This is a genomic window from Streptomyces sp. BL1 (genome assembly GCF_057628045.1).
Window position 1 is genome coordinate 4,206,890 of record NZ_JBXYWZ010000002.1, and the last position, 25,611, is coordinate 4,232,500.

Sequence of the window (25,611 nt, forward strand, 5' to 3'; positions counted from 1 at the left end):
GGGGGCCATGCCCGGACGGACCACGGCAGATCTCGACGCGATCGCCGGACTCGCCCGCTGCCAACGCGGCCTGGCGACCCGTACGCAGCTGGAGGCAGCGGGGCTCAGTTCCACGTCGGTCACCCGGCGATGTCGTGCCGGCGGCCCCTGGCAGCGCCTGCTGCCGGGGGTCTTCCTGCTCCAGACGGGCCCGCCCGACCCGGCACAACGGGCGCTCGCCGCCGCGCTGTTCGCGTCGGGGTCGGGGTCGGGGGCCGGCTCGGGGTCGGTGTCAGGGTCCGGATCGGGGCCGCTGCGTCCCGGCGCCGTACCCGGTGCGCTCGTCACCGGCGAGGCCGCGCTGGCTCTGCGCGGGCTGCGGAGCGGGCGCGATGCGGTGGAGACGGTGCCGGTGCTCGTCCCCGTGGGGCGGGGCGCAAAATGTCAGGGGTACGTACGGCGGGTCCGTACGAAACGGTGGCCGTCCTGGTGGGGCTGGCCCGACGGTGTGCCCTGCACCCTTCCGGCCCGGGCCGCCGCGGATGCCGCGGCGCGCTGGGAGGGGCTGCCCGACGCCTTGCGGGCGCAGCTCGCCGCGGCGGTGCAACGGCGGGGCGGGTGCACCGTGGGGGAGTTGGTGACGGAGCTGCGGGAGGGGCGGCTGCTGCGGTTGCCCCTGGTGCGCGGGGCGGCGGAGGAGCTCGTGGCCGGGGTGCGTTCCGTGGCCGAGGGGGACGCCCGCGGGGTGCTGCGGGGCGCCGGAGTGCCCGAGCCCCTGTGGAACGCGGACCTGGTGACGGGGGACGGGCGGTGGATCGCGCGGCCCGACGCGTACTGGCCGGATCACGGCGTCGTGCTCGAAGTGGACTCCGCGGAGCACCACTTCGAGCGTGACGCCTGGCAGTCCACCCAGGCCCGGCGGCTGCGCATCGAGGAACACGGCCTGCGCGTGATCACGGTCACTCCACAGACGGTGCGCGAGGATCCGGCGCAGCTCGTCCGTACGGTCCGTGCCGCGCTGCGGGCCGGGGCACCTGCTCCGGGCGTACGGGTCAGCGGCGCTGGATGTGCCCGTACACCCGCTCCACGTTGATCCGCGCGACGAGCCGGCGGTCCGCGACCATCGCGGCGCGGTACTCGTCCCAGTCGGGGTGATCGCCGCGGATCAGGCTGTAGACCTCGACCAGTTCGTCGACGGTCGCGTCGCCCGGGTCCTGCGCGACGGGCGTCAGCTCGGTGTTCCCCTCGGCGACCGCCCACGACCAGCCGTCCTTGCTGGTGACGTAGAAGCTGGTCCGCGGATCCCGGGCGAGGTTCCGCGCCTTGGCACGGTCCGCGGTGATCGACACACGGACGAGGCGCTTCTGCGGCGAGTAGATGTAGTTGACATTCGACAGCTGCGGCCGGCCGTCGCGCTTGAGGGTGACCAACACCCCCAGGTCGTACCGGGTCAGCATCCTCGACAACGCGGCGTCGTCCACGGCAACTCCTCTCAGGAGACCAACGCCCCTGATCGTACGTAACCCGGACCCCGAGATGATCCCTGCCCGGGGCATACGCCGGAGCGCCCCGCCCTTACGGGCTCAGCCGTCCCCTACGGGTTCAGCCCCCTTACGGGTTCAGCCGCGGAGCCGCCCCTCGCGCAGGGCTCCGACGAACCCGGCCCAGCTGTGTGACGAGAACGCGAGCTCGGCTCCGTACGGATCCTTGCTGTCCCGTACGGGAACCCGGCCGGGTATGCCGACGGCGACCTCGACACACTCTCCGCCGTCACCGTTGCTGTAGCTGCTCTTGCGCCACACGGCGTCAGTCAGCTCACTGGTGGTGGTCATTTCGGTAGTCCTCTGCCACGGTCTCGATCATGGTCAGGGACGCCTTCGGCGACAATGCGGCGGCCCTGAGCAGATCGTACGACCTCGCATATCGCTTCACGAGGCCCGGATCGTCGATGAGTTGGCCGCTGTGCAGGCCCTCCGTGTACAGCATCGGTGGAGCGTCGGGGAAGGTCATGAACCGGGCCATGCCCATCATGAACGGATACGCCCCGGCGTTCAGCGGCACGACCTGCGTAATGACGTGGCAGCGATGCGTCATCTCCACGATGTGAGCCAACTGTTCGGCCATGACCTGCGGTTCTTCTACCGGCTGACGCAGCACGGCCTCGTGCAGGACCACCCAGAGCTCCGGCATCGACGGCTCATCGAAGATGCCGGCGCGGCCGAGCCGGGCACTCACCTTGCGGTCCACATCGGCGGACCTGTCCATCGGGTACTGGGCACGGACGACTGCCCGCGCGTACGCCTCCGTCTGCAACAGCCCCGGGACGAGCGCGGGCGCCCAGTCCTCGATGGTCTGCGCGCGCTTCTCCATCTCGGCAACATCGGCGAAGTATTCGGCATGGCCTGAGCGGCGGGCTTTGCGCACGTCTTCACAACGGCGCTCGAAGAACCCGTCCGTACCCAGCTTCTGATCGGCGTGACGAGCGAAGTCGACGGGCATCCGGCGGTCGCCCATCTCGATCTGACTCAGAAACGCGACGCTGTAGAAGCCGTCATCGGCCAACTGCTGCAGGGTCAGCCCGGCAGCCTTCCGCTTGTGCCGCAACTCCGCCCCGTAGAACTCCGGGACGCCGGCTGAGGCGTCAAGGTCCTTGTCCGGTGGCACGGTTGGCCACCTCCATTTCCGCAGCGTTCCCCGCTGAACCTGAACCCCTATGACGCTACGGCCCGACAGCCGACGCTGTGAGCGGTACATCACAGAGCGCACGGAAGGGTGACGTAATGAGGGTTTCAGGGGCGAGTCGGCTTGCGTACGTGCTGTGCGCCGCCAAGGGGGCGGCGCGATGAGGGAGTTGGATCAGTGCGAAGAGCTGACGCTGTCCTTCCTCGCGGAGGCGAAGGCCGTAGCTGACCTGCGGCACTGGACGAGATCCCACTTCGAACTGTGGGGCATGCCGTGGCTGGCCGACGCGGCGGAGCTCTGCGTCAGCGAACTGGTCACGAACGTGATCGTCCACGTAGGCGAGGGCACCCCGGCAACGCTCCACCTCGTCATGACGCCCCCCAACCCCCGCATCGAACTAACCGACCCCTCCCCAAGAGCCCTCCCCCTCCAACTGACCCCCACGCCCAACCAGGAATCAGGCCGAGGCCTGGCCTTGCTGGACGCGCTAACCACGAGCTGGGGCACCACCCAACACCCCGACCACAAGACAGTCTGGTGCGAGATCGCCTCGGACGTCATCACTGTGGCTGACTACCCGGCTCGTGGTCAGACAGAGCCAGAGTGACTATGGCTCTCGGCTCGTGCGTTCTGCGGCCTTCGCGATCTCGGCCCGGACCGCTGCAGGTGTGCGCCATGACTCGCCTTGGAAGCTCTTGTGGCACATGCGATGGCAGTTGGAACACAGGAAGGCGAGGTCATCCAGCTTGGTCTCCTGAGGTCCCGAGATGTGCAGGGGGAGGGTGTGGTGTACCTCAACGTAGCCTTCGCCAAGTTCGCCGTAGGTGAGATCGAAGCGGAAGCTGCAGACCTCACACTGCAGGGGCTGTCCGAGGCGCCGGGCCCGCTCCACCTTCTGGCGACGCAGCTTGGGGTTTCGCTCACGCGATGTCGCCCAGCGGGAGAGGAGGCGCCCTTCGAGCGCGGTTACGCCGTCTTCTCCGACCTCATCGGGTTGCTCCGGGATCCGGTGAAGCTCCCCGGTTCCAACCCCTGCTTCGATCGCATCGGCAGCCTGGAGCATCTCACTCTCATGCTCGATGAAGGCCGTGATGACCTGCTTATCGAGTTTGCTGCCCTTAGTCGCTTTTCTGCTGTAGCCAGGGTGATTGGTCGCCAGGTCCGTGGTCTTGCGGCTGACGCTGGCAGGGGAGCGGAAGCTCTCTGATTGGTGGACGGCATCGCCATGGAGGGGGAGCGAGCGCAGCAGATCGGAGAGAGCCTGCACCTCGCGGTCCCGCTCACGCAGCTCCTGCCAACCGTTCCGGACCACCAGCGCGCCGGCCAGTATCAGTTCGTCCCAGGACCAAGGAGGTATCCGCATGGCACATATCGTATGAGCGTGTGCGGGAGCCTGTGAGGAAGTAGGGGCTGGCCGGCAGGTTGCACAACGCAGGGTTCCAGCGCCTTGCCTGGTCGAGATCGACAGCCACGCGTGCGGAAAACTTAAGGTAAAGGTCCAGCAGTAACTGCCGGGAAGCAGCTCGGTGTCAAGGTCCTTGGCGTAGCAAATGATTCGCACAAGATAACTGGCCTGCATGTATCAACTCAACTCTCATTCCGCAGGCGGCTGACTGTGGAAGCGATCGTGAGAGCGCAGTTGTCGGGAGATTCGTGTTCCCAGAACCGGAGCACGGTCCATCCAGCGTCAGTGAGGCGCTGGTCGGTATCCCGGTCACGCGTGACATTGCGGGTAACCTTGTCCGACCAGTAGCCAGAGTTAGTCTTCGGCGGGACATAGTGTTCTGGGCATCCGTGCCAGTAGCAGCCGTCGATAAATACGGCGACTTTAGTTGGCCGGAACACCATGTCAGCTGTGCGTCGCAGGTTGGGCAACGGTCTTGCAGCTACTCGGTATCGGAACCCCTGGGCGTGTACGAGCTGCCGGACAAGGCGCTCTGGCTTCGTGTCCCGGTGGCGGATCGCCTGCATATTCCGGCGCCGGGACTCTGAGGATGCCCATGAGCCTTCGGGGCGCTCCCAGGGTTGATCAGCAGATTCCCGGTGGTCATCGCTCATAGATAAATCTCTTTCTCATTCTGCTTCTTAGATAAGGTGCCGGTCTCCATGGAACGTCAGTCGTCAGAGTGCTGTCGATCTGGCCCGGCAAATTATCAGCGCAGGTGCATGCCTGCACAGGTCAACTGAGCGGAATTGCCTGCGGGCTGGGTCTATATGGGGCGCGCGCCTTCACTGGATGACCAGGACGATCTTGTCAGCGGCGGGGCGCTCCTGTTGCCCACTCTCCCGGGATACGGGGCCTGTTGAGGGTGTGGGCCGCGGTGACTGTCGGTGGGGCTGAGAGGGGGCGGCGGTGCCAGAGGTGGTGTAGGAGTTCCTGTTCGCGGGCCGGGAAGTCGGGGGCCGGGGCGCCGTGGTTGGCGCGGGCGCGGAGGAGGGCGAGGGCCGTCGCGAAGTGCTGGTATTCGGCGAGGGTGCGGGTAGCGGAGGGGCCGTGGGTGCGGCGGACCTGGGCGCGGGCCATGGTGCGGGCCCGCATGGTGCCCAGGGACCAGGGCTCGGCCGGTCCGAACCAGCCGGCTTCGGCGTAGGCGGGAAGGGTGTCGCGGACGGTGCGGAGTTCGTTGCGGCGGGACCAGACGGCGAGCCAGGCGAGGGAAACCAGCACGGGGAGCATGAAGCACACGTACGTCAGGAAGAAGACGACGGTCGGGTACGAGGCGGAGCCGTTCCATATGGCGTGCAGCAGGGCCGAGGTGAGGAGTCCGAGGGCCGGGACCGTCACCTTGAACAGTCTGCTTCTGCCGGGGAGGGCCGCGACGATGCCGAACGCGATGCCCGTCAGCGCCGTGAACAGCGGGTGGGCGAAGGGCGCGAGGACGATGCGGATGAAGAACGTGGAGAGGGTTATCGACTCGTGCAGGGCGTTCGGCGGGAGGAGTTGGTCCTCGCCGAAGGCGGTGCCGAGGTAGAGCACGTTCTCCGTGAAGGCGAAGCCGGTCGCGGTGATGCCGGCGATGGCGATGCCGGAGACGACGCCGTCGAAATCGCGGCGGCGGAAGAGGAAGAGCAGCAGGATCGCCGCGGATTTCGCCGACTCCTCGACGAGCGGGGCGACGACCGTGGCGCCCAGAGTGTCCGCGTGCGCCGCGGAGTTGGCGAGCCAGTCGGTGGCCGCGCTGTTGGTGAGGATCGCGGCGAGCGTCGCGGCGCACGCGCCCCAGGCGAAGGCGAACGCGTGGTTGCGCCAGGGAGTTGGTTCGACGCCGTCTATCCAGCGGAAGGCGGCGATGAGCAGCGGTACGGGGAGGACGGCGAGGCCGAGTCCGACGAACATGCCCAGGGTGCCGGTCTGTTCGCGTACCAGCGCGAAGATCGCCAGGCCGCAGACGGTGAGCAGCGCGGCGAGGGTGAGGATGCGGATCGTGCGGTTGTGGCGGTGCCACCAGGAGGGCGTGGCCGGCGCGTGATAGCGCCACTGCGCGGGGGAGGCCGGCATCTCCGGGAAGTGCGGGGTCTCGCCGGGTGGCGGGGCGTACGCGGGGAGTGGCGGATGGTGCGCGCCCCCGGGGGTGCTCTCAGGGGCGCCGACCGGGGCGTCGCCCGGGGCGTTCTCAGGGGCGCTGCCCGGAGCGCTGCCCGGGACGTCCCCCGGAGTGCCGCTCGGAGAGTCGCTCGGAGTGGAGTGCGGTACGTGTGACGGCAGGGGAGGGTGCGCCGGCGGCTCCGGGTACGGCGTGGAGGCCTGTGTTCCGGATATGTCGTGTGCGCCTTCTCCCTCGTTGTTCACTCGTCGACATTAACGAGCGTGGCGGCGGAATGCGGACTGCGGGAGACGTTCCCGGCCTGTGGGCCGCCGGCCCCGAGCCACAGGAGGACGCCGGGCGTTCGGTCCGTGCTCCGGCGGCAGCGACCACCGCGAACAGGACGGCCTGCGGCCGTCAGACGCGGCGGAAGAGGAGGTCGTAGACCTTGTGGCCCTTGTCCAGGCCCTGGCCCTCGAAGCGTGTACGGGGCCGGAACGGGGGGCGCGGGGCGAAGCCGCCGCCGGGCTCGGTGTTCTCGAAGGCCGGGTGTTCGGTGAGGACTTCCAGCATCTGTTCCGCGTACGACTCCCAGTCCGTCGCGCAGTGCAGCAGCGCGCCCGAACGCAGCGGGCCCGCCGCGAGGTCCAGGAACTCGGGCTGGATCAGCCGGCGCTTGTGGTGCCGCTTCTTCGGCCACGGGTCGGGGAAGTAGACGCGCAGCCCGGACAGGCTCTCCGGGGCGAGCATCTCGCGCAGCAGGATGATCGCGTCGCCGTTGGCCACGCGGACGTTGGACAGCCCGTACTCGTCGGCGAGGCGCAGCAGATTGCCCTGGCCGGGGGTGTGCACGTCGACGGCGAGAATGCCCTGTTTCGGGTCCTCGGCCGCCATCTGCGCGGTGGCCTCGCCCATGCCGAAGCCGATTTCGAGGACGACGGGGAGAGCGGGGCCGAGCGCGGGATTGCGGTTCGGGTCGAGCTGCGGGTCGAGGCCGGCGTCCGCGAAGAGCTCGCCGAGGTCGACGCGGCGCAGCCCGTCGATGTCGAAGCCCCACTTCGGCCAGTGGTCGAGGATCGCGGCGCGCTGGCCGGGGGTGACGCGGCTGCGGCGGGGCTGGAAGCTGCGGATGCGGCGCTCGTGGTGGGAGCCGGCGGGGTCCACGGAGGGGCCGGTGCCGTCGGGGAACATCTCCAGCTTGGGGGGACCGGTGTGGATCCCGGGCTGCTCGGGCTGCACGGACATCTTGGGTGCGTGGGGGTTGGGGGTCTCGGACACAGTGCGGTCCAGTTTACGGGGCGGGGTGGGGGTGACCTGCGGCCTGCGCCCTGCTGTCCCGTTGTGTGCGGGGCGCCCTTGCGGGCGCGTGCGTTGCGTACGGGGGGACGTGACCTCGCGGGTGCGGTCCGGGGTGCCCACCCGTTCCGCCCCCCCGGGCGGACCAGCTGCCCACCCCGGGGTGGGCGGACCAGCCGCCCACACCTCAGCTGAGAGCCGCCAGCGCTCTTTGGGCTATTTCTCGGCCGATGGGGAGGGAGGCGGTGGCTGCGGGGGACGGGGCGTTGAGGACGTGGACCGTGTGCGGGGACTCCGTGATCAGGAAGTCGTCCGCGAGGGTCCCGTCCCGCAGCACGGCCTGGGCCCGCACACCGGCGGGCGCGGGGCGCAGATCGTCCGGGGTGACCGACGGGAGCAGGCGGCGGACCGCACCGGTGAAGGCGCGCTTGGAGAGGGAGCGGTGCAACTCGCCCACCCCGTACCGCCAGTGCCGGGAGGCCACCCGCCAGGAGCCCGGGTAGCCGAGGACGCCGGCGAGCTCGCGGGGCCGGACCGTGCTCCAGTCGTATCCCTCGCGGGCGAGGGCCGGCACGGCGTTGGGGCCGATGTGGACCTCGCCGTCGATGCCCCGGGTGAGGTGGACGCCGAGGAAGGGGAACGCCGGGTCGGGCACCGGATACACGAGGCCGCGGACCAGGTCACGGCGCTCGGGAGCGAGTTCGAAATACTCCCCGCGGAACGGGATGATCCGCGCTGCCGGGTCGTCGCCGGCGAGCCGGGCCACCTCGTCGCAGTGCAGGCCCGCGCAGTTGACCATGGCGCGGGCCCGGATCACGGAGGTCTCCGCGAGCGCGCCGCCGGAGCCGGGGGCGGCCACGCGGACGGCGACGCCGCGGCCGTGTCGCCGGTCCACGGCGGTGACCTGCGCGCCGTACCGCACCTGCGCGCCGCCGTCGCAGGCGAGACCCGCCAGCCGGGCGGCGACCGCGCCGAAGTCGGCGATGCCGGTAGAGCCGACGTGGATGGCGGCGAGGCCGCGGACGTGCGGCTCGCGCTCGGCTATCTGCGCGGGGCCCAACTCGCGGACGGCGATGCCGTTCTGCCGGCCGCGCTGGATCAGGGAGTGCAGCCGGGGCAGCTCCTCCCGCTCCGTGGCGACGATCAGCTTGCCCGTCACCTCGTGCGGAATGCCGTGCTCCGCACAGAACTTGACCATTTCGGCCGCGCCCTCGACCGCGAAGCGGGCCTTGAGCGAGCCGGGGCGGTAGTAGATACCGCTGTGGATCACTCCGCTGTTCCGCCCCGTCTGGTGCCGGGCGGGTCCTGGCTCCTTCTCCAGCACGAGCACGCGCGTGCCCGGCGCGGCGCGGGTGAGGGCATAGGCCGTGGACAGACCGACGATGCCGCCGCCGATCACCAGCACATCGCAGTCGTACGCGGTCGTGGACGCCGTGGACTTCGTGGACACGCGACCCATCATGAGGCCGGCCACTGACAATCGGCTGCGGTGTTGATCACGATCCGGCCGGTCGGAGTCGTTGCGCACATCACGCCGGGGCCACCAGCAGCGGCCTGGCGCGCTCGCGCAATTCGGCGACCTGCGGCTCGTCCCCGTACGGCTCCAGCCGGTGCAGCAGGTCGCGTACGTACTCCGTGGTGCGCGCCGACGAGATGCGCCCGGCCACTTCGACGGCGCGCGTGCCCGCCTCGCACGCCGCGTCGAGATTCCCCGACTCCAGCTCGGCCACCGCCGAGACGACCAGCCGCAGCCCGTGGGAGCGTACGAACTCCTCCGTCGGTTTCGACAGTGCCTTCTCCGTGAACCGGCGGACCTGGCGCGGTGCCTTCAGATCGCGGTAGCACTCGGCGGCGTCGGCGGCCAGCCGGTCGTACGAGTAGAAGCCGAGCCAGGAGGGGTCGCCGTCGCCGGACCTGGCCCGCTCCAGCCAGCTCTCTGCGGAGGACAGCGCCACGCCGCACGCGTGCGAGTCGTCGGCCTTCGCGTGGGCGCGCGCCTCGACGAGCCGGAAGAAGCTCATGGTGCGGGCCGTGGCCAGGCCGCGGTTCCGCTCCAGCGCCGCCTGCGCCAGGTCGACGCCCTCGTCGGCGAAGCCGCGGTAGGTCGCCTGGAGGGACATGGACGCCAGCACGTAGCCGCCGAGCGGTACGTCGGCGGCCGCGCGGGCCAGCCGCAGCGCCTGGATGTAGTACCGCTGCGCGGCCTCCTGCTGGCCGGTGTCGAACGCCATCCAGCCTGCGAGCCGGGTGAGTTCGGCCGTCGCGCCGAACAGGGAACGGCCGACCTCGTCGGTGTACGAGCCGAGCAGCAGCGGCGCCGCGTCCACCCGCAGGCATTCGGGCACCATCGACGAACGCCAGTCCCCGCCGCCGTACTTGGAGTCCCAGCGGCGTGCCTCGTCGGCCGCCTCGCGCAGCTTCGCGACGTCGGTGTGGCCGACGCGCAGCGGGACCGGTTCGCCGTCGGCGCCCTCCTGTCCCTCGCCCTCGGGCCCGTCCGCGCCGTCCGGGGCCCGGCTCTCCGTACCGTCCGGGGGCCCTTCGTGCGCCGCGTGTTCGTGCCCGCCCGGGCCGTCGGCGAGGGCGGTACGGGTGGCCGCGGCGGTCTGCGCGTCGCGTGCCACCGAACTGTCGGCCGGGGATATGAGCCAGCGCGAGGCCGGCGTCGCGTACGCGCTCACCGAGAAGGAGCCCGCCAGAGACTGCCAGATGCCGCCACCGCCGCGGCGTCCGCCGTGCAGGTCCAGGCGGTACAGATCGGTCGCCGCCTTCACCGCTCTGCCGACGTCCCGCGGGAAGGCGAGGCCGACTTCGGGCGTCGGGTCGGCGTCCGCGAGGCCGATCTCGTGCAGCGGCACGGGCCGGCCGAGCTTGCTGCCGATCGCGGCGGCGATCAGATGGGGCGCGGCTCCCTGCGGGACCATGCCCTTGGAGACCCAGCGCGCCACCGACGTCTTGTCGTAGCGGAGGGTCAAGCCGCGCTGCGCGCCGAGGTCGTTGACCCTGCGGGCGAGTCCGGCGTTGCTGATTCCTGCGAGCGCGAGAACCGTGCCGAGCTTCTCATTCGGCCCGCGTGAGTCCCTGGACATGCGCAGCACCCCTGAACACCGACGATCGCCCCGTGCCGTGCGGCGGGGGACATTCGTGAACTCAGAGTAGTTCGCCGGATCCCGACCGTTAAGGGGGCGCTTCCCGGATGGCGGGATCTGTGTGCGCGCCCCTGTACGTCCGTCCGGCACGTGCCAACTCCCGGACGGGTGCCGCGCGGACGCGAAAGCGCCCGTAATGGGCCTCCGCCGGCCGGGCCGGAATCGAACGGGTGGCCTCTGCGCTCCGCGCGTGTGGCCGTGCGCCCGGCCATGCGCCTGTGCGAAGTGGGTCCCGAGCGGTTTCATGAGAGTCGCGTGGGTCGGCCCGTTGTCCGGGAACGTGCAGGAACGTCCTGGTGCAGCGGGCTGGGGGACACCGCCGTCTCAATTCCCCGCGGGCGGCGGTCCGGCCCGGGGGGCGGGGACGCCTCCCGGGCTGACAAGGCCGGCCGTCGAGGGCCGCGCCCCGGCGCGGACGGGACGGCCGCGCTCCGGTTGTGGACCTGTCGAAGAGTGCCCGCAATCACCTTCCGCCCGAACAGATTTGGCCGAATGGCATCGGTCCGCCGGACGGTGCCCGGCGGGGGAGCCTGCGGCATATGCCGCTGTACGGGCCGGAATCCGGCGCCGGCGCCCGGCCCCGTACCGCAAACGCCGGCATGCACGCACCCGCAAACGGAAGCGCGTACGGAGCCGTGCCCCGACGTCCGCGCGGAGTGCGCCCCTCTCTTCTCCCGGGCGTGCGCCGGGCGTGAACGACCGGGTCACTGGGGCGCGTTGAGCGGACCGCGGCGCCCGGCGGCCGAGGTCGAGGCACGGGCGCGTCGGAGGCGTGAACGGCGTACGTACCGCGTGCGTACCGCGCCCGGCCGAGGTGCGCGGGCCGAAGGTACGCGCCCCTTATGTGCCTCTCCCGCCCCGCTCTCGTGGCAACATGGCCGCAACGGCAGCAGGCAGCGGAGGCGGGCGGCGATGCGTTGGTTGGTGGGGTGGAGCAGCGCCGTCACGGGAAGCGCGCCGGCCGGCAACGGCACCCGGGGCGGCCCGAATTACAGCGGACCCGCCGCGGGACCGGCGCCCGGACCCCGGACGGGGCCCGCGGCAGGCGCCGTCCTCGACGAGGACGACGAGAGCCGCACCCTGCACCCCGTCGGCGCCCAGCTGCTCTGGGGCGACCCCGACCCGCTGTGGGCCGTCGGCGACTGGCGGCCGGACGAGATCCGCGTTGTCCAGACCGACTCCGGCAACCGCCTTGCCGTCCTGGGCTGTTGCGGCGCGACCGACGACGAACTCCGCGCAGGACTGAACGCCGCACGCGGCGGTGCCTTCCGCCATCTGACCGCCTGGTCCGGCAGTTACACCGCCGTGGCCCGGGCGGGACGGCGCCTCACCATCGCCGCCGACCTGGCCGGCGTCCGCCCCGTCTTCCACACCCCGTGGGCGGGCGGTACGGCGTACGCCACGGCCGCGCTGCCGCTCGCCGACCTGATCGAGGCACAGCTGGACGTCGGCCACTTGGCGTCGCTGCTGGCCTGCCCCGACGCCCCCGAAGCGCTCGGCGACGGCACCCCGTACGCGGGCGTGCGCCGCGTACCGCCGGGGCACGCCCTCATCCTGCGCGAGGGCGGCAGCCGGGAGATCACCGGCTATGAGCGGTCCGCCTCCCTGGTGTCCGGCGCGCCGCCGCCCGCCGACCCGGACGCGGCGGTCGCGCGCGTACGGGACGCGCTGGTCGATGCCGTACGGGCCCGCCTCGCCGCGCCACGGCACGCGGCGGAACAGGACTTCGGGCTCGACCCCGGCCCCGTCCCCGGCATGGGCCCCGCCGAACGCCGCGCGGCGCGGGGCGGCCCCGCACCCGGCATCGGCGCCGACCTGTCGGGCGGCCCCGCGTCCGGGACGCTCGCGCTGCTGGCGGCCGGACTGCCCGGCATGCCGGGCACGCTGTACGGCGCCGGCGAGACCGAGGCCGGCGAACGGCTCCTCGCCGTCACCTTCAACGACCTCGCCACGGGCGGCGGTTCGCCCGCCGCGGGCCCCGAGCTGGAGCGGGCCCGCAGCATCGCCGAGAACCCGCGGCTGCACCACATCGTCGTCGCCGCGGGCGAGGAGGCCCTGCCGTACGCGGAGCTGGACGGCCCGCTCACGGACGAGCCCGGCCCCTCCCTGGTCACCGCGGGCCGGCACCGGCAGCGGCTGGCCGCGGGCAGCGCCGACCACTTCGTGGGGCTCGGCGCCCGGCAGGTGCTGGACGCCCACCCGGCGCGGATGGCGGACCTGCTGCTGGACCGGCGCAGACGCCATCTGCTGCGCCCCGTCGCCGCGTTGGCGCGCGCCGAGGGGGTGCAGCCGGGGCGCGCGGTGCTGGTGCCGTGGACCGTGTACCGGGCGGCGCGGCGGCTGGCCCGTACGCCGTACCGGGAGGGGGTCGAGGCGACAGCGGCAGCGCTGCGGGACGGGGCGAAAGGTTCCGCCAACGGGACGCTCGCGAACGGGAGTTCCGCCTCCGGTGCGGGCAACGGGCTCGGCACTGGCCCCGGTTCCGGCGAGGAAGGCGCGGTCGGCGCGTCCGTCGCCGCGCTCACCTGGTGCCGGCCGGGACCCGCGGCACGCTGGCTCACCGGCGAGGCGCTCGCCGAAGTGGCGCGCAGGCTGGAGACGTCGGCGCAGACCCGGCCCACGGTGGAACGCCCCGGCGAGCGCCGCGCCCGCGCCGCGCTCGCCCGCCAGGCCGCCGACCACCGCGTACTGGAGCAGGCGGCGGAGGTGCGCAGCCAGCGCCTGCACGCCCCCTTCTACGACAACGAGGTCGTCCGCGCCTGCCGCGCACTCCCCGAAGCGCTCCGGGTGAAGCCCGGAGCGCGCGCCTCGGTCCTGCGCGCTGTCCTGGCCGGCGCCGGTGTGCATGAGCTGCCCGAAGGCTGGGGCGCCCCCTCGCACGCCACCCAGGCCGCGTCCGTACGGGCCGGGCTGCGGGTCTCCGTGGAGGAGCTGCTGGATCTGTTCGACGCGCCCCTGCTCGCCGACGCCGGCCTGGTGGAGGCCCGCGTCGTACGGGGTGCGCTGCGCGCGGCGGCGGACGGTGAACGGGTGCAGCTCGACGGGCTGGCCGACCTGGTCTCCACGGAACTGTGGCTGCGGCGGCTGCTGTCCCGCCGCGGCACCTGCTGGGCGGGCGCCGCGGCCCCCAAACAGCGCGCGGCAGCAGGCGGCGTCACCCCGCCGCCCACCCGGCCGGCCCTCTGACCGCGGCCCGGCACACCCGCGCCCGGTACGACCCGGCACACCTCCCGTACGGCCGGCACACCCGCTGTGTGCGGGGCCATCCCCGAGGCGTTCCCCAAGGCCTTCTCCGGGGCCTCCCTCGGGGCCATCCCCGAGGCCGCTCCGCCGCCCGCCGGAAAATCAGGGGGCGTACCGGGCACGCTCGGTGACAATGGGGCCGTGCGGTATCTGATTCTGGGGGCGACCGAGGCGCGGGACGAGCGCGGCGAACCCGTGGGCCTCGGTGGTCCGCGGGTCCGCTCGCTGCTCACCGCGCTCGCGCTGCGCGCCGACAGCCCCGCACCCGTTCCCGTCGACGTGCTCATCGGCGAGGTGTGGGCCGACGCCGACTCCCTCCCCGCCGACGCCCCCGCAGCGCTTCAGGCCCTGGTCGGGCGGCTGCGCCGCGCGCTGGGACGGGACGCCGTGCAGTCGCTGCCCGGCGGATACCGGCTCACGGCCGGGCCCGACGACGTCGATCTGCACCGGTTCGAGCGGCTGGCCGGGGACGGGGCGCGGGCGCTGGAGGCGGGCGACCCCGCCGCGGCCGCCGCCGCGCTGCGGGAGGCCCTGGACCTGTGGCGCGGCCCCGCCCTCGCCGACCTGCCCGACCAGGTCGGCGCCGCCGCGCGGCCCGAGGCCCTGCGCCGGTCCACCGAGCAGCGCCGGTTCGCGGCCGAGCTCGCGCTGGGGCACGCGGACGCCGTACTGCCCGCGCTGCGTGAACTCGCCGCGCAGCGGCTCCTGGACGAGCCCGTTCAGGCGATGCTCCTCCGCGCGCTGCGGGACACCGGCCGCACGGCGGAGGCGCTGGAGGCGTACGAGGCGGTACGCCGCGAGATCGCCGACCGGCTCGGCGCGGACCCCGGCGCGGAACTCCGCTGCCTGTACGCGGAGTTGCTGGACAGCGGCACGGCACCGGAGGGCACGTACGGGACGGAGAGCACGTACGGGACGGAGGCCGCGTACAGGGCGCGGAGCCCGTACGCGACGGAGGGCCCACACAGAGGGAAGCCCCCGCACACACCGGAGAGCCGACCGCAGCGGAGCCCGTACGCGCCCGATCAACCGCAGCCGGAGCCCGCGTCCGCCCCGCCGTCGGAGCACGTCCCGCCGCCGGAGCACGCGCCGCAGGGCAATCTGCGGGCGCGGCTCACCAGCTTCGTCGGCCGCGAGGCCGATCTCGCCACGCTGCACGGCGACTTGCGCCGTTCCCGCCTCGTCACGCTGACCGGTCCCGGAGGGTCCGGCAAGACGCGGCTCGCCGAGCAGGCCGCGGCCGCGGCGACCGCGCGGAGCGCCGAGACCGCGTATCCGGACGGTGCCTGGCTCGTGGAGCTCGCTCCGCTCGACCATCCCGCCGCCGTGCCCGGTGCCGTGCTCAGCGCCCTGGGGCGGCGCGACACCGCCCTGTTCACCGGCGGCAGCATGGAGACACCCCGCCCGCCGGCCCCCGAATCACCGGACACGGAAGAGCCCGCCGCGGAGCGCGCGAGTGCCGCGCTCGCCCCGCTGCTGGAGTTCTGTGCGCACCGCCGCCTTCTCCTCGTCCTCGACAACTGCGAGCACGTCATCGACGCCGCGGCCCGCCTCGCCGAGACGCTCCTCGCGCACTGTCCGGGCCTCAGCGTCCTCGCGACCAGCCGCGAACCCCTGGGCGTACCGGGCGAGTCGGTGCGGCCCGTCGAGCCGCTGCCGCCGGAGCCCGCGCTCCGGCTGTTCGCCGACCGGGCCACCGCGGCCAGCCCCGGATTCCGTACGGACTCCGATCCGGACGCCGTCGCCGAGATCTGCCGCAGGCTCGACGGGCTGCCGCTCGCCATCGAACTCGCCGCCGCGCGGCTGCGTTCGCTCACCCCGCGCCAGATCGCCGACCGGCTCGACGACCGGTTCCGGCTGCTGACCGGCGGAAGCCGCACCGTACTGCCGCGCCAGCAGACGCTGCGCGCGGTCGTCGACTGGTCCTGGGACCTGCTGGACGAGTGCGAACGCACCGTCGTACGGCGGCTGTCCGTCTTCGCCGGCGGCTGCACCCTCTCCGCGGCCGAGTACGTGTGCGCGGGCCCGGCGGTGGACGCCGACGGCGCCGACGTGGCCGAGGCCGACGTCCTGGATCTGCTCGGCGCGCTCATCGACAAGTCGATTCTCGTCACCGACAGGCCGCCGCCGCTCGCCGAAACCGGCTTGCGGTACCGCATGTTGGAGACCATCCACGAGTACGCCAAGGAGCGCGCCGCCGACCACCCCGCCGAACGGTCCGCGGCCGAGCGGCGGCACACCGGGCAGATCGTCCGCTTCGTCACCGCCGCCGAACCCCGGCTGCGCTCCGCCGAGCAGCTCAGCTGGTTCCCGCGGCTGGAGGCGGACCTCGACAACATCCGCGCCGTGCTGCACCGCGCCGTCCTCGTCCGTGACGGGGAGACGCTGAACGGCCTGGTGCGGCACATGGGCTGGTTCTGGTGGCTGCGCAACTACCGTGACGAGGGCGCCCAGTGGACGCAGGCGGCGCTCGGATTCATGCCCGCCGACCGTGCCGCGCGGGACGCGGACACGGAGATCCGCTACCGCGAGTTCGAGCTGCTCTACTACTTCCTGCTCTACGAGCAGCACGGCTCCGTCCTCAGCAGGGACGACGAGCAGCACCAGAAGACCGTCGTACGGGAGTTGCTGGAGACATTCAGCCGCCCGCAGCCCGCCGCCGCCCAATTCCCGGGCCTGCTCTGGCCGTTCACCGCCTTCCTCGCCGAGGACAGCGAGGGCGTGGCCCGCCTGATGCGGGACTCCGTCGCCAACTGCCGTACGTACGGCGGCCCGTGGGAGCTCGCGGTGGCGCTGCTGTTCCGCGCCCACGTGACGATCGACGCGCCGCACGGCCTGGGCGGCGCCGACTCCTACCTGCCCGAGATCGACGCGCTGGCCCGCTCCACCGGAGACCGCTGGCTGATCAGCCAGGTCTCGGGCCTGCGCGCCGAGATCGACACCCAGTCCGGCCGGTACGACGAGGCGCGCGGCGAGTACGTCAAGGCCATGCGGTACGCGAAGGAGCTGGGCGCCTTCACGGAGATCCCGGTGCTGCAGGCCCGCATCGCGGAGAACTGGTACCGGAAGGGCGACAGCGAACAGGCGGAACGACTCGCGCAGGAGTCCGACGAGGAAGCGGACAGGCTGGGCATCAAGGACGCACGCGCTTTCGCCGGTTTCCTGCGGGCGCTCATCGCGGTCGACGCCGGCGAGCCGCAGCGGGCCCGGAAGCTGTACGCGGAGGCCCACACCCACAGCACCCTCGGGACGCCGCCCGCCATGTTCGAGGTGGCGATGCGGATGCTGGACGGGCGGATCGCGGCGGCCGAGGGCGTCCCCGTACAGGACGCGCTGTGGCGGGTCCGGGAATCACTGCGGCGCGGCCTGGAGGCGGGCTCGCCCGAAACAGTGCTGGCCAGCTGTGTGCTGGGCGCGGCGTCCATCGCGGTCGGCGGCGGACTGCCCGGCGCGGCACGCTGGCTGGCGGACGCGGCGCTCACGGTGCGCGGCGAACTCGCGCCCAGCGTCCCGGAGTTGCGCATGGACGCGGCCGTACGGGAGCGCGCGGGCGGCGCGCCGCTGCCCGACCCGCAGGACCCGCACGGGGCGGAGCCGTCCGGGCCGCACGACCCGGCCCGCACCGTACGCCGGGCCATCGCCCTCCTGGACACGCTGACCGGGAGCGAGGCCGGCGAGGGCGGACCCGCCGGTCCCTGACCTGCCTTGTGATCCGCAGGCGGCTGCCGGTCGCGCTGTGGGTTTGCGCAGTTCCCCGCGCCCCTTTCAGGGCGTCGTCAGCGGCAAGTGATCCTGGACTGCGCCCAGTCCGCCACCGTCACACCCTCCCCGGGCGTCTGCGGTGTGACCACCAGCCGCATGGTCTTCACGCCGTCCAGCGGCACATGCACCGGAACCGCCGACTGCCTGCCGCGGATGACGGGTGACTGCCACAGCTGCCGCCCGTCCCCGAACACCGAGAACCGGGCGCGGCCGAGGCCCATCGTCATGTCGTCGATGCCGGCCAGCGCGTCGTACGCCGAGCAGCTGCGGTTCAGGTCGACCGTCACGGACGACTGGCCGGGCACGGTGACACCGTGTGCGTACTGCTTGTTGTTGATGCTCATGCCCTGGCGCTGCCACAACGGGGTGCTCTCGCCGACGCGCACTCTCGGCTTGTCCGGGTCCTGCCGCTGCCAGTCGAAGACGTCGTACGACAGCTCGTTGACCGGGAAGTCCTTGGGCGGCGTCGGCTTGGGCGCCGGCTTCGGCGGCGGAGGCTTCGGCTTCGCCGGGGGCTTGGGCGTCGGCTTCGGCTCCGGCTTCTCCGGCGGCGGCTTCGGCTTGGGCTTGGGCTTGGGCTTCGGGGGATCGGGCTTCGGCTTGGGCTTCGGTTTCGGCTCGGGCGGTGGTGGCGGCTTGGGCTTGGGTTCCGGCTTCGAAGCGGGCTTGGACGGCGCGGCGGGCGGCGGTTTCGGCTTCGCCTCGGGCTTCTTGGGCGGCTCGCCGCCGGCCAGCGCGTAGGCCAGCACGGCACCGGCCGCGACCGTGGCGCCGGCCGCGATGCCGATCTTCGCGGGGGCGCCGAGGCCTTCGGAGGCCGCGCCTCCGCCCGCCGCCGCGGCCCCGCCTCCGGCGGCGGCTGCCGCACCCGAGCCGCCGACCAGCAGCCCGAACGCCTTGGCACCGCCCGCCGTCGCGAACCAGCCGATGAGGGCGACCGGCACGAGCAGACGGATGTGCTCGTTGAGGTTCACGACCTCGGCCGCGGCCTCCCGGCAGCGCTCGCACTCCTTGAGGTGCTTGCGCAGGCCGAGTTCGGCACGGGTGCGCAACGAGCCGCGCGCGTACGCACCGAGGCGGTCCGCGTACCGGGCGCACTCGCCGCCCGTGGTGAGCGCCTGGCTCACATGGGCCTGCAGATACGCCTGCTTGAGGTTCTCCCTGGCGCGGTGCGCGGCGACCGCCGTCGCGTTGTCGGTCATCCCCAGCAGCGGGGCGACCTCCTTCGGCTTGGCCTCCTCGACCGTGGTGTGCCACAGGACCATCTGGTCCTTTTCGGACAGACTCTTGAACGCCTGGACCACCAGGGTCTGTTCGGCCTCGCGCATCGCCCGCACATCGGCGCCGAGGTCCATCGTGTCCTCGTCGGACGCCGAACCGGCCTTCGCCTCGGTCTGCACGAACACCGCGAAGTCCTCGACGAGATGCTCGCGCTTCTGCGTCTTCGCCCAGGCCGCGGCCACATGCCGCACCGACGTCAGCAGATAGGCGCGCACGGAGGTCTCGGGTCCCTTGCCGCCGCGCACCGCCTGGAGGGTGCGCGCGAAGACCTCGTTGGTGAGGTCGTCGGCGGTGTGCTCGTCGCGGCAGCACGTGCGGGAGTAGCGCCGGACGGCCTCCGCGTGCCGCCGGTACAGCTCGTCGTACGCCGAACTGTCGCCGTCGCGCATCCGGGAGACGAGATCGGTGTCCGACGGGGCCTCCACCGTGGCGGCCGCCGCACTCGAACCGGCCGTCGCCGCGGCGCCCGCCGCGGCACCCGAACCGGCCCCCGGCGCGCGGGACGTCGTGCCCCCGGCCTGCTGCGGACTCCGCTGGGTGGGGACGGTGCCCTCCGGGGGCTTCCCCTCGCCGGCCACTCCCTCACCGGGCGGCGGCGTGTCGCCGGCGACCCCTTGCTCGTCCCGGCCCTCGGCGCTCATGACGGCGGCCCCCCGTGCGTACTCAGGTACCCGATCACCGGGAAAGCCTGCCACACGAGGGGGCGAAGGGAAGGGGGAGTTCACCGCAACCACTCATCCGGGGACGGGTCGTGTACCCTCCGTCGCCGCGCCACCCGGACGAGTGAGCAAATGCGCTCCGTACGGCTACCCCTGCCTCACCGAGCGGACCGCCACTGATCGGACCGTCTCCGAGCGGACCGTGTCACTGATCCGACCGTGTCACTGAGAGGGCTGTGTCACTGAGAGGGGCGCGACCGCAGGCCCTCCAGCAGGATGTCCAGCAGCCGCTTCGACGCTGCCGCCTGATGTGCCGCGTCCGGCAGCGAAGGCGCCGCCGTCGCGATCACCAGCAGTACGTCCCCGACCGTCACGTCCGTACGCAACTCACCGGCGGCGCGGGCCCGTTCGACCAGCTGCCCGACCACGCCCAGCAGTTCCGCCGCACTGTCCGGCTCGGGCTCCGGCTCCGGCACGGACGCGGGGCCCGGCTCGGACTGCCGCTGCGCCGACGCGCGGAAGCCGTCGTCGACGAGCCGCAGCCCGTTCTCGTTCGGCCCGTGCGTCTGGTGATGCTGGGCCTGATGCGCCTGCGGCTGGTGGTTCTGCGCCTGGCCGGGTTCCGTGGCCGGCACCCGCTGCTGCGGCACCCGCGCGTCGTGGCCGGCGTCGGCCCGGAGTATCCGCGGGGGCAACAGCCTTCCCGCGCCGGACGCCACCGACGTCCGCAGGAAGCGCGACAGCGCCGCCCACGGCTCGTCCTCCTGCCCGAGGGCGCTGCGCGCCTGCTCGGTGAGGCGCGCGGTCTCCTCCTCGGCTATCCGCCGGACCAGCACGTCCTTGCTGGGGAAGCGGCGGTACACCGTGCCGACGCCCACCCGTGCGCGCCGTGCGACGTCCTCCATCGGCGCCCCGTAACCGAGTTCGCCGAAGACCTCGCGCGCCGCGCGCAGCACGTGCTCCAGATTCCGCTGCGCGTCGACACGCAGCGGCGTCGTACGCCCCGCCGCGCCGTCAGCGCCGCCATTGGCGGCGACCGCGCCGCCGTTCGTATCCGCCGCAGCGGGCATCGCCGCCGCGTTCGCATGAGAGTCCTGAATGCCCTGCATGTGCATGCGTGTTCCCCCGGTGCCTATATGTCTCCCCAAGTCTCCCCCCGGAGACCCCCGCCCTGTCACTGCCGGGGCACTGGCGCTCCTCGACCCCATGGGTCCGTCACGCCGCGCACCTCCGACGGAATACGAACATAGTTCAGCCCGCGTCAAGAGAGAAGGGGGCAGTTCCTCACAGAACGGCCCACGATCGGAGTACGCGGCCAAGTCACCCCCTTCCGGCGCCCCATGGACCGGCCCATCCCGCCGCTGACCTGCAAGGAACCCCGCACGTACCGGAGTTGGCCGAAACGGGACCCCGGCACGTCCGCATCACGCGTTCCGTACCCCCTGTGGACAAACGGAGGCCACCGGGTGCGTCATGGACGGGTGACGAAGGCGACGAAGGAACCCGCGCGCATTCTCGTGGTCGGCGGCGGCTACGTCGGCATGTACACCGCACTGCGGCTGCAGCAGAAGCTGAAGCAGCAACTGAGGGGGCCTGTGGGGGGCCCGGTGGAAGTGGTCGTGGTCGACCCGGACCCGTACATGACGTATCAGCCGTTTCTGCCCGAGGCCGCCGCGGGCTCCATCTCGCCCCGCCATGTGGTCGTCCCGCTGCGCCGCGTCCTGCCGCGCTGCCGGCTGCTCGTCGGCGAGGTCCGTTCCATCGACCATGACAAGCGGATCGCCCGCGTGACCACCCTCGCCACGGAGGAGGAGGGCACCGGCGCGGTCGAAGTCCCGTACGACGAGCTGGTGCTGGCGCCCGGCTCCGTCTCGCGCGCGCTGCCGGTCCCCGGCCTCGCCGAGCACGGTATCGGCTTCAAGACCGTCGAGGAGGCCATCGGGCTGCGCAACCACGTCCTCGAACAGCTCGACATCGCCTCCTCCACCCGCAATCCCGAAGTCCGGGACGCCGCCCTCAGCTTCGTGTTCGTCGGCGGCGGCTACGCGGGCGTCGAAGCGCTCGGCGAGCTGGAGGACATGGCCCGCTACGCCTGCCGCTACTACCACAACATCGAGCCCGACGACCTGCGTTTCCTGCTCGTCGAGGCCAGCGGGCGCATCCTCCCCGAAGTCGGCGAGGAGATGGGCACGTACGCGCTGCGCGAGCTGCGGGCCCGCGACATCGACGTACGTCTGGAGACCCGGCTGGACTCGTGCGAGGACCGGGTCGCCGTGCTCAGCGACGGCACACGGCGCCCCACCCGTACGGTCGTGTGGACGGCGGGCGTCAAACCGCATCCCGTACTCGCCGCGTGCGGCCTCCCGCTGACCGACCGCGGCCGGCTCAAGTGCACCGCCCGGCTGCGCGTCGACGGCGTCGACCACGCGTGGGCCGCGGGCGACGCGGCCGCCGTACCGGACATCATCGCCCGCGAGAAGGGCGACGACCCGGAAGCCCTGTGCGCCCCCAACGCGCAGCACGCCGTACGCCAGGCACGCCGCCTCGCGGACAACCTCGCCGCGACCCTCACGGGCGGCACCACCGCCGACTACCGGCACTCGTACGCCGGTTCGGTGGCGTCCCTTGGGCTGCACAAGGGCGTCGCGCATGTCTACGGGCGCAAACTTAAGGGCTACCCTGCCTGGTTCATGCACCGCGCCTACCACCTCAGCCGCGTGCCCACCTTCAACCGGAAGGCGCGGGTGCTCGCGGAGTGGACACTGGCCGGGCTGTTCAAACGGGAGATCGTCTCGCTGGGCTCCCTCGAACATCCGCGTGCGGAATTCGAGCTGGCGGCAGGCACGGGGCGGCACCCCGAGGCGAGCTGACCCCGCGTCAGTCCGTCCGGCGGCGGGAAGGGAACTGCCCGCCGCCGGACGGCGTCCGGAGGATGTCAGAGCCGTGGGACACACTGGCCCGTGTGACCATGGGTGGGCCATCATCTGCAAAGAGTGACCACCGCGAACAACCGCGAACGAACTACCGCGAACGACGCGAGGACCGGACGACCGTGAACTTCACGCGCTGGAGCGCCCGACTGCCCGGCACCCAACGGCGCACCCCCGCCGAGCAGCCGCCGGCGGAGGAAGAGGCGAGTACGGTCCCGGCCGCCCGCGCCGAAGAGGCCGCCCGCGCCGAGGGCGGCGAGGTCCCCGGCGGCCTCCCCGGGGTGCCGGCGCCCGACGGTCCCGACGCGGACTCCTTCTCGGCAGCGCGGGATGTCACCCGCAGCTTCGACGAGCTGTCCGTGCACGATCTGCTCGGCCAGGTCCCCGCCCTCGCCGCCGTCGTGCACGGCCCCGAACACCGCATCGCGTACGTCAACGACGCGTACGCCGCCGTCTTCGGCCCCCGCACCCCGGGCGACACCGCGCGCGACGCGCTGCCCGAGCTCGACGAGCTGGGTCTGCTCCCCCTCATGGACCAGGTGCTGCGCAGCGGCAAGCCGCGCACCGTCAAGTCCCGCCGGGTGCCCGGCGCCTCGGGCCGCGACGTGTACTTCACCTTCACCTGCACCCCCGTCTCGGCGCCCGCCGGCGAGGGCGTGCTCATCTTCGGCGCGGACGTCACCGATCAGGTGGAGTCCGCCGAGCGGCTGCGCACCAGCGAGCGCCGTCAGCGCGAGGCCGCCGTCACCCTGCAAAGGTCGCTGCTGCCGCAGGAGTTGGAGCAGCCGGACGATCTGCGGGTGGCCGCCACGTACCAGCCGGGCGGCACGGACGCGGCCGTCGGCGGCGACTGGTACGACGTCATCACCCTCGGCGCCGGCCGTACCGCGCTCGTGATCGGCGACGTCATGGGCCGCGGCGTCCGGGCAGCCGCCGTGATGGGCCAGCTGCGCACGGCGGTCCGCGCGTACGCCCGCCTCGACCTGCCGCCCCACGAGGTCCTGCAACTGCTGGACGGCCTCGCCGCCGAGATCGACTCCACCCAGATCGCGACGTGTGTGTACGCGGTGCACGACCCGAACGAGGGACGGCTCACGTACGCCTCGGCAGGCCATCTGCCCATCCTCGTCCGGGAGTCCGACGGCACGGTGAACCGCGCGGACGGCGCCACGGGGCCGCCGCTGGGCACCGGCGGCTGGACCCACACGTCCGGCACGCTGACGCTGGCCGCCGGCTCGTCCGCGGTCCTCTACACGGACGGCCTGGTCGAGCGGCGCGACGCCGACATCGACGAGGGCGTCGCCACACTGGAGCGGGCCTTCGCCGGCGCGGCCGGCACCCCGGAGGTCATCTGCGACCGGCTGCTGCGCTCGCTCGGCATCACCGCGGAACACGACGACGACGTCGCCGCGCTGGTCCTCCAGCACCCGGAGCGGGACGGCCCGGACGCGGAGCTGTTCCACAACGCGGCGCTCGACCTCCTCGGCGGTACGGAAGCGGCCCCGCGCGCCCGGGCCTTCGCGTCGGGCGTCCTCTCCTCGTGGCGCTTCCCGACGGAACTGCACGACCTGGGCGTCCTCGCCTCCAGCGAGCTCGTCGCCAACTCCCTCCAGCACGGCACCCCGCCGATGCGCCTACGGCTTCGCCGCACGGACCGGCGCCTGATCGTCGAGGTGACGGACGGCGACGAGCACCTGCCGCGCCGCCGCCGCGCCGAACCGGTCGACGAGGCGGGCCGCGGTATCTCCATCGTCGCCACCATCGCCTCGGCCTGGGGCTCACGCCGCACCCCGGACGGCGGCAAGTCGGTCTGGTGCGAATTCGCCCTCCCCCGCAAATAACCCCCCCGTGTGGGCAGCTGGTCCGCCCAAGGGGCGGAACGGGTGGGCACACGGACCGCACCCGCGAGGCCTGTCCCCACGTACGCAACCCACGCGGAGCGCGCACCCCACACGCGCCCCGCACGGTTGTCACACGGAGGACCCCACCCGGGGATCCGGAACCGCATCCGCACCGGCCCCAGCAACAAGCACCGACCCGTACGGCCGGTCCTGACGATCCGTCAGACTGCGCCCCATCCACAGCGCCAGCCCACTGATCCCCAGCGAGCACACCACCAGCATCCCGATGTACACCCCGTACGCACCGCCCGCGGCCATCAGCCCGCCGACCGCCGGACCCACGGACAGCGCCATCTGCTTCACCAGCGCGAAGGCCGAGTTGTACTGACCCACGAGCCGCCCGGGCGCCAGATCGGCGACCAGCGGCGCGACCGTCGGGGACAGCATCGTCTCGCCGAGCCCGAACAGCGCGTACGTGGCGATCAGCAGCGCGGTCGCCACCGCCTGCGAGCCGTGCACGAGACCGGAGGCGCCCGCGGCCAGCCACGCGACCGTCCAGATCAGCCCGACCGCCATCACGACCCGGCTCCGCCGGCGCCGCTCCACCAGCCGCAGCACCACGAACTGCGCGAGCACGATCACCGCGGTGTTCGCGGCCAGCGCCGTCCCCAGCGTCGCGGTCGAAATCCGCGTGACCTCCACCGCGTACGCCGACAGACCGGACTCGAACTGCCCGTAGCAGGTGAAGAAGAGGACGAACCCGAGGACGCACAGCAGCACCATCGGCTTGTGCCGCAGCAGAGTGCCCCAGCCGCTCGGCTCGCCCGGCTCCCGCGGAGCGGTGTGCTCGGCACCGAGCCGCTCCGGCAGCCGCACGGAGATCAGCACCATCGGCAGCACCACGAACATCACGGCCTCGATGCAGAACAGCATCGTGAAGCTGGCCGGCTGGTGCTCGTCCACGAGGAACCCGCCGAGCAGCCCGCCGACGCCCAGCCCCGCGTTGTTGAGGAAGAACTGCGTGGCGAAGGCGCGCGACCGGGTCTCCGCCGTGGAGCACCACACGATCATCGTGGCCAGCGCCGGCTGCAGTACGGCGATGCCGCCGCCCATCAGCGCGGACGACACCAGCACCGAGGGCGCCGTCGAGGACAGGCCGAAGCCCAGCGCACCCACCGCGGACGCCGCGGCGCCGCCGACCGCGACGGGCATCGGCCCGCGTCGGTCGATCACCCGCCCCGTGAACGGCAGCACGAGCAGCGCGG

18 protein-coding genes (1 of these 18 running past the window's edge) are annotated in these 25,611 nt (G+C 72.6%); 6 read left to right on the forward strand and 12 right to left on the reverse strand.

Going from position 1 to position 25,611, the window contains the following annotated elements; genetic code table 11:
- Positions 1–7 precede the first annotated feature (7 nt).
- Entirely contained in the window at positions 8–1,072 is a 1,065-nt protein-coding gene (locus tag AC3AGO_RS18585) for a hypothetical protein (protein ID WP_487821336.1), read from the forward strand.
- Here the strand turns inward: AC3AGO_RS18585 and AC3AGO_RS18590 are convergent.
- The 3 genes from AC3AGO_RS18590 to AC3AGO_RS18600 form a co-directional block, all read right to left on the reverse strand.
- The gene (locus tag AC3AGO_RS18590; RefSeq protein ID WP_487824704.1) at positions 1,032–1,436 is read right to left on the reverse strand and encodes a PPOX class F420-dependent oxidoreductase; all 405 of its coding nucleotides are present in this window, start codon (positions 1,434–1,436) and stop codon (positions 1,032–1,034) included. The two genes, AC3AGO_RS18585 and AC3AGO_RS18590, sit on opposite strands and share 41 nt — an antisense overlap.
- A gap of 162 nt (positions 1,437–1,598) precedes the next feature.
- On the reverse strand, positions 1,599–1,811 hold the full coding sequence (locus AC3AGO_RS18595; RefSeq protein WP_487821337.1) for a DUF397 domain-containing protein: 213 nt from the start codon (positions 1,809–1,811) through the stop codon (positions 1,599–1,601).
- A complete protein-coding gene (locus AC3AGO_RS18600; protein ID WP_487821338.1) occupies positions 1,795–2,643 on the reverse strand; it encodes a helix-turn-helix domain-containing protein in 849 nt (282 codons plus the stop codon). Before AC3AGO_RS18600 ends, AC3AGO_RS18595 begins: the two co-directional genes overlap by 17 nt.
- A 178-nt stretch (positions 2,644–2,821) precedes the next feature.
- On the opposite strand from AC3AGO_RS18600, the gene AC3AGO_RS18605 reads away from it, so the two are divergent.
- Positions 2,822–3,268 carry an ATP-binding protein gene (locus tag AC3AGO_RS18605; RefSeq protein ID WP_487821339.1) on the forward strand — a complete coding sequence of 149 codons (447 nt, stop codon included), beginning with the start codon at positions 2,822–2,824 and terminating at the stop codon, positions 3,266–3,268.
- Here AC3AGO_RS18605 and AC3AGO_RS18610 read toward each other — a convergent pair whose 3' ends face one another.
- The 6 genes from AC3AGO_RS18610 to AC3AGO_RS18635 form a co-directional block, all read right to left on the reverse strand.
- Positions 3,269–4,024, reverse strand: coding sequence for an HNH endonuclease (locus tag AC3AGO_RS18610; RefSeq protein WP_487821340.1), 756 nt, complete (start codon positions 4,022–4,024; stop codon positions 3,269–3,271).
- Positions 4,025–4,248: 224 nt separating this feature from the next.
- Positions 4,249–4,719: a very short patch repair endonuclease gene (locus AC3AGO_RS18615; RefSeq protein ID WP_487821341.1), complete on the reverse strand. Its 471-nt coding sequence runs from the start codon at positions 4,717–4,719 to the stop codon at positions 4,249–4,251.
- A 196-nt stretch (positions 4,720–4,915) separates the two neighbouring features.
- Positions 4,916–6,160 (reverse strand): PrsW family intramembrane metalloprotease, encoded by a 1,245-nt coding sequence (locus AC3AGO_RS18620; protein WP_487821342.1) that lies wholly within the window; start codon positions 6,158–6,160, stop codon positions 4,916–4,918.
- Positions 6,161–6,602: 442 nt separating this feature from the next.
- Positions 6,603–7,430, reverse strand: a complete 828-nt coding sequence (gene trmB, locus AC3AGO_RS18625) for a tRNA (guanosine(46)-N7)-methyltransferase TrmB (RefSeq protein ID WP_487821343.1) — start codon at positions 7,428–7,430, stop codon at positions 6,603–6,605.
- A gap of 238 nt (positions 7,431–7,668) precedes the next feature.
- The gene (gene lhgO, locus AC3AGO_RS18630; protein ID WP_487824705.1) at positions 7,669–8,940 is read right to left on the reverse strand and encodes an L-2-hydroxyglutarate oxidase; all 1,272 of its coding nucleotides are present in this window, start codon (positions 8,938–8,940) and stop codon (positions 7,669–7,671) included.
- A 70-nt stretch (positions 8,941–9,010) separates the two neighbouring features.
- Positions 9,011–10,570 (reverse strand): NsdA family TPR-like regulatory protein, encoded by a 1,560-nt coding sequence (locus AC3AGO_RS18635; RefSeq protein WP_487821344.1) that lies wholly within the window; start codon positions 10,568–10,570, stop codon positions 9,011–9,013.
- A 972-nt stretch (positions 10,571–11,542) separates the two neighbouring features.
- Between AC3AGO_RS18635 and AC3AGO_RS18640 the strand changes: the two genes are divergently transcribed.
- Together AC3AGO_RS18640 and AC3AGO_RS18645 are read left to right on the forward strand one after the other, a co-directional pair.
- On the forward strand, positions 11,543–13,816 hold the full coding sequence (locus AC3AGO_RS18640) for an asparagine synthase-related protein (RefSeq protein WP_487821345.1): 2,274 nt from the start codon (positions 11,543–11,545) through the stop codon (positions 13,814–13,816).
- A 198-nt stretch (positions 13,817–14,014) separates the two neighbouring features.
- On the forward strand, positions 14,015–17,572 hold the full coding sequence (locus tag AC3AGO_RS18645; RefSeq protein WP_487821346.1) for an AfsR/SARP family transcriptional regulator: 3,558 nt from the start codon (positions 14,015–14,017) through the stop codon (positions 17,570–17,572).
- A gap of 77 nt (positions 17,573–17,649) precedes the next feature.
- Here the strand turns inward: AC3AGO_RS18645 and AC3AGO_RS18650 are convergent, their stop codons facing one another.
- Together AC3AGO_RS18650 and AC3AGO_RS18655 are read right to left on the reverse strand one after the other, a co-directional pair.
- Complete coding sequence (locus tag AC3AGO_RS18650; protein ID WP_487821347.1) at positions 17,650–19,557, reverse strand: sigma-70 family RNA polymerase sigma factor; 1,908 nt, start codon at positions 19,555–19,557, stop codon at positions 17,650–17,652.
- A 257-nt stretch (positions 19,558–19,814) separates the two neighbouring features.
- Positions 19,815–20,690, reverse strand: a complete 876-nt coding sequence (locus AC3AGO_RS18655; protein ID WP_487821348.1) for a TetR/AcrR family transcriptional regulator — start codon at positions 20,688–20,690, stop codon at positions 19,815–19,817.
- Positions 20,691–21,116: 426 nt separating this feature from the next.
- Here AC3AGO_RS18655 and AC3AGO_RS18660 point away from each other — a divergent pair, with 426 nt between their 5' ends.
- Positions 21,117–22,445 carry an NAD(P)/FAD-dependent oxidoreductase gene (locus tag AC3AGO_RS18660; RefSeq protein WP_487824706.1) on the forward strand — a complete coding sequence of 443 codons (1,329 nt, stop codon included), beginning with the start codon at positions 21,117–21,119 and terminating at the stop codon, positions 22,443–22,445.
- Positions 22,446–22,627: 182 nt separating this feature from the next.
- The gene (locus AC3AGO_RS18665; RefSeq protein WP_487821349.1) at positions 22,628–24,346 is read left to right on the forward strand and encodes an ATP-binding SpoIIE family protein phosphatase; all 1,719 of its coding nucleotides are present in this window, start codon (positions 22,628–22,630) and stop codon (positions 24,344–24,346) included.
- A gap of 129 nt (positions 24,347–24,475) precedes the next feature.
- Here AC3AGO_RS18665 and AC3AGO_RS18670 read toward each other — a convergent pair whose 3' ends face one another.
- Positions 24,476–25,611, reverse strand: partial view of an MFS transporter gene (locus tag AC3AGO_RS18670; RefSeq protein WP_487824707.1) — the 3' portion only. The gene runs 163 nt beyond the window's last position; 1,136 of the gene's 1,299 nt are visible here — the last part of the coding sequence; its start codon lies beyond the right edge, outside the window — the gene reads right to left on this strand; its stop codon occupies positions 24,476–24,478.